Consider the following 10737-nt stretch of genomic DNA (forward strand, 5'->3'; position numbering starts at 1 on the left):
AATTATGGGAAGATATGCAATTATAATGAGTTGCGAAGAATATAAAGATAAAGAGTATCCAAATATAAGTTTTTGTCATAATGACGCTTTTTTAATAGAAGAAACCTTGGTAAACTATTGTGATTATCCACAGGAAAATATTTTATTAGAAATGATAGGTCCAGGCTATGAAGAGGGTGAACCAGAAGAAATATTGGAAAAAATCAAAGAAAAATTAAAGGATTCTACAGAAGGAGATACCATATTATTTTATTATGCAGGACATGGTTTGGTAGAAAATAACGAGGCCTTTTTAATTTTACCAGATACAAATCCAGAAGATTTGGAAGCAACAGCATTACCCTTACGAAATATAAGTAAAGTTTTAAAAGAAAATAAAAGAATTAATGTAAGAGTTTTTGATGCCTGTCACTCTGGAATGGATGTCAGAGGAACTACGTGTATAACCAGTGATAGTTTTAATGATTTAATGATTGAAGAAGGTTGGGTTACATTAGCTTCATGCTCTAAGTATGAAAGAAGCTATCCAGATGCATCGAAACAACAAGGAATATATACATATATGTTAGTAGAATCTATAAAAGAATTTAAAGAAAATGATGAGATATATCCTGAATTATTAAAACTTAAAATATGTGATAAAATGAAACAATGGTGTGAAGAAACAGGGGTAAAACAAACGCCAACTATGAACTCTTCAATTATAGGGAATGTTTCTATTGCTACAAGAAATGAAATACCGAAAGAAAATTCAGTTAAACAAGAAATTGTTAATTGTAGTGAAATTTGTCTTGGTCAAGAATCCATTCTTATTAAAGAAAATCATATTCATGAATCTGAAGATAAAGAAGGATATAATCCAGTTAATATTCAAACTTCAGATTGCACAGAAGGTGAAGTAGCTATGAATGATATAAGATTATGGGAAAGTCCTAGTGGTGTTAAATTACCAAAAAGAGCTGATATAAATACAATAATGCAATATAATATTTAGTTAAGAAAAGGTGAATTAAAGCAGCTAATGATGGGATATCAATATGAAAACTATGAAATGGCATCTGGATTTGTTTGGTTAAAAACCATAAATTTATTAAGAGAAAAAGTTCTATCATTAGGAAGTGAATTTGTAGGAGAAATGTTAGGGTGCGATAATAGTTCTTTTGTTGAAAATTTGCCTCCTATTGAGGCTATAAATGTAGCGTCTGATATTGGATTTATAAATAAATTAGGAAAACTTAAATTAAAACAGTGTAATGAACTAATGCAATATTACACATCTAGCGACGTAGATTCAGAAGAAATGCCAGAAGATGATGCAAAAAATATACTTAGAACATGTATTCAATATATATTAGGACAAGATAACAGCAACTTAAAGTTAAATTATAATGATTTTAGAAATAGATTAAAATTAGAGGTAGTAGGTCAAGATGAAGAAGAAATGAATATATTATTTAATAGCCCATATTTTTATCAAAGAACTACATTAAGAACATTAATGAATTTATTAAAACATACTAAAGGTGCAGAGTTAGAAAATGTAATTGCAAATTTGTACACCATTGTTCCTAAAATATGGTAGTCCTTATTAAGTGATGATAAGTATACAATCGGATTTGCGTATGCAGAGTATATGAATGACGGAAATAAAAAGTATGTTAGTGTGCTAAGAACTTTACTAACTAAAGTAAAAGGATTTGATTATGTTCCAGAAAATCTTCGTTCTTTAACATTTATTGAAGCAGCTCAAAAGCTCATAAATGCACATTTTGGAATGAATAATTTTTATAATGAACCACCAGCAATACAATATTTAGAATCTCTAGGAACTGTAATACCATATCCTGGTTTAGGAATTTGTATTACAGCTACTATTATAGTTAAAGTAGGTAATTTTTATGGAGTTTCAAGGAATGCACAGAGCTATGCAAATGAAATTTTAGAAAAAATATATCCAGATAAGTGGAAATATTATTTTGATGATGTTTTTATTGGATCTGAAGACTTATTATGGAAAATATCTTGCAATGATGATAGAACGGATAATTGGTGTAATGTAGTAATTAGATATAAGTTAGATCAAATTGAAGTGAAAAATAATGAAGTAAAAAAACTTTTAGTAGAATCAAGTAAAAATAATAGAGGGGTTGTTTCTAAAATCGCAAGAAAATTGTATGATAATCTTAATAATTAAATTAGTTTAATCTTAATGAAGAATTTATTGTGCATGAATTACTCTAGTTGATACACCAAAAAATTTTGCATTGGATATGGTAAAGAATATTTCCAAATGATTCCTACAATTAAAAGTGATTTTGTTAGTCATCTAGAGGATATAAAGCCAATATATAATATTGATGATAAATTACTAATTCCTAGAAATAAATAGTAATATATAAATAACCAAATACATTAAGATAAATTCAGCTATATGCAATTGCAGATAGCTGAGTTTATTTTGGGAGATTACAATATATATAATAAACAGCAAAGCAAAGGCGTATAATAAATGTTGATTTTGTTATTTATGCTTATTTGGATAGATACAATTCCTTGACCAAATGGAAAATAAGGAATATAATGCTAATTTAAACAAGCATGTGTTCACAAAAACTGTTCTTTCGCTTAAAAACAAATGAGGAGAGAATTTCAATATGAAACAAGAAATTAAAACTCTAAAAGCACAAATATCAAATATAGATAATTTAAAAGATAAAGAAATTGAAATATACATAGAAAAAATAATAAAAAAATAAAGAAGGGTATGTAGTCAAGTACATATCTTCTTTATTTCTAGCTTTAATTATAGTTTTTCAAAAATACTAATAGTAGGCAAATTATGCAAACACAAGCACCTCTTATAATCAAGAGCCCAAGTAATCTTCTGCTTAGACATAAACTTAAACTTCTGCATCATAAATTCCTCAGTAACGTAGAAATAATCTACCAGTTCATCAAAGTTAATAATTCCATTTTATTAAACTTAAGCTTTCTGATATAGCATATATTTTTTATAGAGTTAGTATTTTCTACAGTTAGTCCTATAATGAAATATGCTTGTAACAGAATAAATCTATATTTCCACAAATGTGTCATATAATTGAAAAACATGGTACATTTTGGTATAGTATAGATATATATACCTAGTAATTGTGCTTTTGATAAACAAGAGAGGGGCTTTTGTAATGAAGAAAGGAATAGAAGATAAAATTATTACTTTGAAACACTCATTAAGGATTTTAAATAAATTAGATATTATAAGAATCTGTGCTAATAACGGTGTAGTTATTGAGCATAAAAATAAAATTAAGGATATTAAAGAAAAATTAATTCATATAATAAGGCAAGGTAATGAAACTTTATATACAGAATTGCGAGATGCAGCTTTTAATCCAAATTTAGATGTCTTAGATGGTTTTTTTATTGTTTTTGATACTCCACGATATAATATGATTTCTAAAGAGGATATAAAAAATTCTATAGAAGAATTTAACAAAAATAATATGGAGAATAAAGAGAATGAGGAAAATGAGGAAATTGGATTTATTGAAAATGTTGAAATAGTAAATGAATATATAAAATTTATGGTGATGAAAATTAAACATCAATATGTATATGATGCTAAAAGTAAAAAAAGTAAGTCATATGAGAGCGAGATAAAGGCTAATGTTGAAATAGACTTAGAAAAAAGATTTATATATATTCAAACTAAGAATGTAAATATATATAAAGGACTAAAAACTGTTATACGAGAATTTTTAATGTATCATTTTTATGATAATAAATTAAAATTAGGTAAACCAGAACTATACCAAAATTTATCTATAGATTTTATAGATATAAATTCTATAGATAAATTGAATAAAGTTAATCCTGTTACGTTGAAGTTATTAGATATTGTATATGAATTAGAAAATATGAAATATGCTTTCTCTGGATTTAGAGTAAATGATATATTATTCGATCATGAAGAAAGAAATAGTATAGATTTAAGTTCTAGGATAGACTCTATAAATATATATGGAGAAAATTTATTAGAACATAGTCAAATTAAAGAAAAGATATTACAAGGAAGAATTATACTATACATTAATTTTATATTAGAATATAATACTATAAGTGAAAATGGAAACAACATAAAACATTATGTAGAAGCTGGAATCGATTATAAAGGTGACTATGCTCGGATTTTTATTAAAAATAATAAAGATTTAGAAAGAATAATTCTTATTAAAGCATATAATGAATTGAAAAGGGTATTTATGGAGAATTATTTGAATGGCAATTTGAAAAATGAACTAAAAATTTTAAATTTGTTAGGAGTAAATAAAAATGAGGAATATAAAGTTAGCTCATAATTATTCGTGGCTCTTTGAATTTGAAAGTATAGATGATTTTAAAGGTATAGAAAATCTAAAATTAGTAAATGAGATAGAATCAAATATATATTTATATAAAATTTCTAGAATAGTTAATAATGGAACAATAGATTTTCTAGAATTGAAATCGAAAATTCAAGATAAAAGAGATTATGAAGATGAAGATAAAATTTTACAATTTTTACAGGAAAGTATTGAAAAAGAAGAATATTGCCAAATTATTTTATTTAAAGATATAAATAAATTTTTAATAATTTGTGATGATATTAGGAATTGGAATGATTATTTTATAAATACAAAATTTAGATCTATAGAAGTATTAAATAAGAGAATTATATCTAGTATTTTAGATAATGGGTTTTCTGACAATATTTTAAGTGTATCTTTTTGTTATGAAAAAAAATTAAATGATATGATTAACTCTGTAAATATTCATGGTAGTAATATACAACACTCTGAAAAATTCTTAGATATTATCCATGATGACGAAGTTAAAACACTGAGCTGTGTTTTTCAGCCTACTAACAAAGATTATTTGGTAACTTTAAAGATACAAAACAAAATAGAATTAAGTAAATATATATCAGATAAAGATCATATGGAATTTTTAAAAGAGTTTATCGCATTTATTTCAAAAGAACTAAGTAATAACTTTAGGAGATAAAAAATGTTTAAATTTAAGAGTAAAACTTTAAATGATATAAAGACAATTATATATGCTTATTTAACAGGAATAGGAACATGTATTACACTTATGTCTGGAATATTACAAAACTGGATTAATGAATATTCTAAAATTGTTTCTAGTATTTCAATAATTTTACTTGTGATTATTTTATTTTTTATAATTAAATTAATAGTTGATGAAAAATTTATAAAGCTAGAGAGTATTGAACATAATTTAGAAGATAAGGCTTTAAATAAAATTGATGATATTAAAAATACAATAACTAACTTAAATGATATTAATGAAAATTTAAAAAAACTAGAAAAAATAGAATATATTTCATCAACTATAGAGAATATTAATAAAAACATGATTGCAGAATTTGCAGAGCATATTTTTATTCAAAATAAAGAAACTGGATATATAATACTAATACTGAAGAATGATAACTGTAATCTAAAAGATTATGAATTGAATATAAACTCACTACATATTAACTCTATAATATTTGAAGAAGAAATGTCTTTAGATAATCAAAATATAAATAATATTACTTTTTCTAAATTAAATAATTGTAAAAATGGATATTCATTAAATAATATAAATTTCTCTATAAAAAAAGGGATTAATATAGGAATAATAAAGATGTATTTGAGAGAAGATCCAAAAGGAGTTATAAAATTTACTATTTTACTAAAAGAGAGAAAAACAGACAGGATTATTATTGATAATAATGAATATACTCTTATGGAATAAATTTAGTTTAGGCATCTACATAGTAGGTGCTTTTTTATATTTTTTTCACGTATGAAAAAATAATTAGATATATGTCCTCTTGACCAAACGATAAAAAAGGGATATAATGATAATATGAATCGAACGTGTGTTTGACAAAGAGTAAGACTGTTCTTTCGTTTAAAAACAACTAAGGGGGGAGAATTTCAACATGAAACAAGAAATCAAAACTCTAAAATCCCAAATAACAAACATAGATAATTTAGAAGATAAAAAAATTCAAATATACATAGAAAAAAATAATAAAAAAATAAAGAAGGGTATGTAGTCAATTACATATCTTCTTTATTTCTAGCTTTAATTATATAAATGTCAAGTTTAGAGCGTAAGTTTTTGATCTTATAAGAGTGCAGTTTTTTACTCATTCTCTTGATAAAAATGATCTTTTAATCTATAGGATTTTCCACTAATAGAAATAACATGTGCATGATGAAGGATTCTATCTAGAATTGCACTAGCTATAACAGCATCATAGAAAACCTCATCCCAGTTACTAAAATTTATATTGGTTGTAAGTATAGTACTTTTCTTCTCATATCTCATATCTATCAGCTGAAAAAATAGCTTTGAATCATCTTTATCAATAGGCAGGTAACCTAGTTCATCAACTATTAGCAGTTTATACTTAGCAAAATGTTTAAGCCTAGCATCGAGTCTATTTTCCAGCTTCGCTTTTTTTAATTGCTGTAGTAAATCATGACACTTAATAAAATAGGTGCTATACCTCTTCTTTGCGGCAGCAATTCCTATGGAAGTTGCTAAGTGAGTCTTTCCAACACCACTTGAACCTAGAAATACAAGATTTTCTTTTTGTTCTAAGAAGCGCAGCGTTTGAAAATCTAAAACTTGTTGCTTATTAATGCTAGGCTGAAATTCAAAATCAAAGTCCTTTAATTCTTTCTGATGAGGAAAAGCTCCTACTTTTACCATTGAACGAATCATATTAGCTTCTTTAAAGTCAATTTCATGTGTTGTTAACTTATTAAGACCTTCTACAAAAGATAGATTGTTAGAATTTATAAAGTTTATTACTTCATCAAGGTGTGTAATCATTTGCTTTAATTTCAAATATTCTAGGTTATTTATTAACTGTGTGTACGAACTAGTCATTTTTATATACCTCTCCTATCATATGTAAGTTATTTTTTGCTATTTCTCTTATCTCCTCAATAGGTTTATTTAATGTTAAAGAGCTAATTTCTATATAATGATCATGATGGTAATTAAGTATTTGATTTTTCACCTTATGTATAGTAATCAAATTTGTGTTATAATAAATATGTATTTGATCATCGTATATTTGTAGCTTTAATCTTTTACCGATATACTCTGGTGGGACAGAGTATTGGTTTGATTTATAATTAATCATACTTTGAGGATTTACAGTTACAGATAACGTTTTGATTGTATAAAGATTTCTTATTTGTGTTCTGGGGAGTTCACACAAGAAATCTTTTTCTTTTTTTAGATGTAAAATTGCTATCTTTCCTGTTGAAGTATGACAAGTGTTATTAACTCTATTATTTAGTCTTGTCACTAATTGGTGTAATTCACTATAATCTAACATTCCGTTGTATGCACGGATTTCATCCAATAGTTTCATAGGAGCTTCTACTTTAGCTTTCGTATTAGGTCTTCCTGCAATACACGGTCTAACTTTAAAATTATAATCATCTGCAAATTGTTGAAACTTCGTATTTACCTTACCTTTAGAATTATTAGTTCTTGCAGTATCCATAACTGTCTTCATATTATCAGTTAGCAATTCCTTCGGAACACCTCCAAATGTTTCAAATGCCTCATTTAAGAAGGAAAATAGTACATCCTGTTCTTTGCTAAGAGATAATCTGTATACTCTAAATCTTGAATAAGATAGTATAAGTACAAAAATATTAATTTTAATTACCTCTCCATTATTTAAAACAAATTCCATATTTTCTTTCCAATCTAATTGAGCTTGCTGCCCAATAGCAGTTTCATATCTCATAGGAGCTATGCTCGAAGAATAATTTTTTCGTCTTTCTTTGAAATAATTATTGAATTCTTCATGCTTAGATATATATCTACGGAATGATGATTGAGCACAGTCTAATCCATGGTTATCCTTTAGAAATTCCCATAATACTCGTTTATAGTAGAAAATTTGTATCGATTCTTCACTAAGAAGTTCTTTTATTATTGGATAAAACTTATCGATTTTAGAAGTTCTATTTCTTGTAGTTGGTTTTACATATCCATTTATATACTTACCCACTGTGCGTGGGTCAACGCCTAATTCTCTCGCTATTTGGCTTTTATTTATTTTCAAATTACTTCCCTCCATAAGAGGCTTTAACTTTTTAAGATCCTCTAATGTATTAATTTCTAAATTAGTATGTATGTCATTTTTTATAATCATAATTACCTCCTTGGTCTTAGAGATAATTATATCTTATTGGTCTGAATTATACATTCTTAAAAGATCAAGTTCTTACATATCTATTGTATCGTTTATAACTTTCAACTAAGTCATATATAAAATCAAAATTTATAGCTTTTTCGATCTTTCTAACTAAATGATCCTTCGGAACTAAATCATCAATGCAAAATGAGTTCATTTCTTTTCTATCATCTTCTAATCTTTTGTATAACATAAAATCAACCTCTCATATCATAAAATCTTTGTAATAACTAGTTTAAAATGAGGATAATTTAAATGTTAGCTACTTTTGATTAATCTTTTACTATGAAACTTAGGTTGTATCGTTTAAATATCCGTTAAGAAACTTCGTTGTTTGACCGTAAGGGAGTTTAAGAAGTTTTAGGATATTTAATAAGATACAATCTCTAGTTTTATTAAAAGATTAATTAAGTAGCGATATTTCAATTATCTTCATTTTCGCTTAAACACCTTTTTTAAGAAATCAAGCCCTAACTAGTACAATAAATCAACTTATTATTTATGATTATGGACAAAAAAAGAGATGTTAATTACTTAAAATTAACATCTCTTTGTCAACAGTCTGAGATATCTATTTTTAGATATCTTTTTTCTATTTATGAATCTGTGAGAACTATTATTTTGTATTTTAAAGCAGAGAACTCTACACCTACAAATAAAATAATTAAAGAGAATAATTATAGTAATCTGTGAGTTCTGATATTTTATCAATAATTATCTCTTTTAACTGAGTGGGTTTGATAGATACTATTGAATTACCGTAACCAATAAAATAATTTGTAATAAAATCTGTTTCAAGCTTACTGTAATGACCTCTAATATAATTTTTATCTCCGATTATCAATTCCATATTGGGATAATGCTCTTTGTAAAAAAGATCTTTTCCACGTTCTGTTATTTCTATTTCGTAAATTATTCTATGCTCTAAATTGAAACTGTATTGAAATTTCTGTTTTAGTTCGTCAACAGAGTGCTTACAAATTAGTTCATATTTTATTATATTTTGAATTTTATCACATCTAAAAACTTTAAACTGATCCTCTTTGACTATATATCCATTAGCATACCATTGGCCAAATTTAGCTGATATATTGAAAAATTTAACTATATACTTTTTAGAAGTTCCATTTTTATCATAAGTTATATTTGAGACTTCTTCATTTAGAATACTTATAAGAATCTTATCAAGGTACAAACAGATGTTGTGATGTGGATGCGATTGAAATTGTAATACGTTTTTCATTTGGTTAATTTTTTCTTGTTGATTTATCGAAAGACATCGTTCAAATTTTTCATTCAAATTTTCCATTTGTATGTGGAATGGTGTTGATTGATAATCATTAATCGTCTGCATAGCAAAGTAGAGTGTAAAAACTTCATCCATGTTAAATACTATAGGAGAAAGTAATTTATTTTTCAAAATACTATATTTTCCGTATCTGCCGTAATCAGCATAAATGGGCATTCCTAATTCTTCTAATGATTGAATATCCCTTAATGCTGTGCTTTTTGAGATATTATATTTTGTCATAATATCTTTAAGATTAAATTCATTCAAATTATTTAAATAACGTATCATATCATTAAGACGTTCAGATTTTTTCATAGCTCCTCCTTAAAGGTGTCATAAAATGATATCTTTAACTATTATAATAAATTTAGTAATACAAATCAACTAAGCGTAAATAGTATATTAATGAAAAGAAAAGGAGAAAGATTATGAGTAAAACATTAGAAGCAGTAACTTTTTTATCAATGAATGGAAACACAAGAGAGACTATTGAGTTTTATAAGACGCATTTTGGAGCAGAAGTAGAAATGCTTGTAACATATGAAGATATAGGCAAAATGGATCCAACAATATTAATTACAGAGGGAAACAAAAATTTAATATCTCACTCTGTGCTAAAAATTGGCTGTACTAAAATAATGTTAGCTGAAAATACAATGGATCCTAAAGAAAAGTATAATAGGGGCAATAATTTTTCTATTTGCATTCAGAGCGCTGATTTAGAAGAAATAAAGGGGTTTTACAACAGTTTAATTAGTGATGAGAATGTTAAGATTATTATTCCATTAGCAGAAAATATATTTAGCAAAGCTTATGGAATTATTGAAGATCCATTTAATGTTCAAATTCAACTTATGTTCGATCATAGGCTATAATATAGGAAGATTGGATATGAATAGCAAATCAGGTTTAAGAATAAAAGAAGTTACCGCTAAAACTGCTGCTGGTGCAACAAAAAAAGTTTTACTTATTGGCCGCCATTCTGCTAACGGCGAGCAAAATTTTATATAATATAAGAGACAATATGGATAGGCTACACTTAATTAGACAATAAATACTCGGACATGATAATATTAATTAAATAAAATCGGAGGAGATATCATGTCTAATAAACATAAAAGATATACAGATGAATTTAAGCAACAAATAGTAAACTTAGCTAACA

General features: G+C 26.0%; 9 protein-coding genes and 2 pseudogenes. 7 read left to right on the top strand and 4 right to left on the bottom strand.

Annotation, left to right across the window (positions count from 1 at the left end; genetic code table 11):
• Positions 1 to 4 precede the first annotated feature (4 nt).
• From Tmeso_RS14255 to Tmeso_RS14280, 6 genes are all read left to right on the top strand, one after another.
• Entirely contained in the window at positions 5 to 994 is a 990-nt protein-coding gene (locus Tmeso_RS14255) for a caspase family protein (RefSeq protein WP_099192376.1), read from the top strand.
• 27 nt (positions 995 to 1021) lie between these two features.
• A complete protein-coding gene (locus Tmeso_RS14260) occupies positions 1022 to 1582 on the top strand; it encodes a hypothetical protein (protein WP_099192378.1) in 561 nt (186 codons plus the stop codon).
• Between the two features lie 51 nt (positions 1583 to 1633).
• Positions 1634 to 2194, top strand: a complete 561-nt coding sequence (locus tag Tmeso_RS14265; RefSeq protein ID WP_099192380.1) for a hypothetical protein — start codon at positions 1634 to 1636, stop codon at positions 2192 to 2194.
• Positions 2195 to 3185: 991 nt separating this feature from the next.
• Positions 3186 to 4358, top strand: a complete 1173-nt coding sequence (locus Tmeso_RS14270; RefSeq protein ID WP_099192382.1) for a hypothetical protein — start codon at positions 3186 to 3188, stop codon at positions 4356 to 4358.
• Complete coding sequence (locus Tmeso_RS14275) at positions 4333 to 5043, top strand: hypothetical protein (RefSeq protein WP_099192384.1); 711 nt, start codon at positions 4333 to 4335, stop codon at positions 5041 to 5043. Before Tmeso_RS14270 ends, Tmeso_RS14275 begins: the two co-directional genes overlap by 26 nt.
• 3 nt (positions 5044 to 5046) lie before the next feature.
• Entirely contained in the window at positions 5047 to 5802 is a 756-nt protein-coding gene (locus Tmeso_RS14280) for a hypothetical protein (protein ID WP_099192386.1), read from the top strand.
• A gap of 396 nt (positions 5803 to 6198) precedes the next feature.
• Here Tmeso_RS14280 and istB read toward each other — a convergent pair whose 3' ends face one another.
• The 4 genes and pseudogenes from istB to Tmeso_RS14295 form a co-directional block, all read right to left on the bottom strand.
• Positions 6199 to 6951 carry an IS21-like element helper ATPase IstB gene (gene istB / locus Tmeso_RS14285; protein ID WP_099192388.1) on the bottom strand — a complete coding sequence of 251 codons (753 nt, stop codon included), beginning with the start codon at positions 6949 to 6951 and terminating at the stop codon, positions 6199 to 6201.
• 2 nt (positions 6952 to 6953) lie between these two features.
• A pseudogene (istA, locus tag Tmeso_RS14290) lies at positions 6954 to 8239 on the bottom strand (IS21 family transposase).
• Between the two features lie 82 nt (positions 8240 to 8321).
• A pseudogene (locus tag Tmeso_RS16580) lies at positions 8322 to 8474 on the bottom strand (IS5/IS1182 family transposase); the annotation flags it as partial.
• Between the two features lie 471 nt (positions 8475 to 8945).
• On the bottom strand, positions 8946 to 9860 hold the full coding sequence (locus tag Tmeso_RS14295) for a helix-turn-helix transcriptional regulator (RefSeq protein ID WP_242967944.1): 915 nt from the start codon (positions 9858 to 9860) through the stop codon (positions 8946 to 8948).
• 140 nt (positions 9861 to 10000) lie between these two features.
• Between Tmeso_RS14295 and Tmeso_RS14300 the strand changes: the two genes are divergently transcribed.
• A complete protein-coding gene (locus tag Tmeso_RS14300; RefSeq protein ID WP_099192394.1) occupies positions 10001 to 10447 on the top strand; it encodes a VOC family protein in 447 nt (148 codons plus the stop codon).
• Positions 10448 to 10737: the final 290 nt, after the last annotated feature.

The sequence above is a fragment of the Tepidibacter mesophilus genome (genome assembly GCF_002724055.1).
Taxonomy (GTDB): Bacteria; Bacillota; Clostridia; order Peptostreptococcales; family Peptostreptococcaceae; genus Tepidibacter_A; species Tepidibacter_A mesophilus.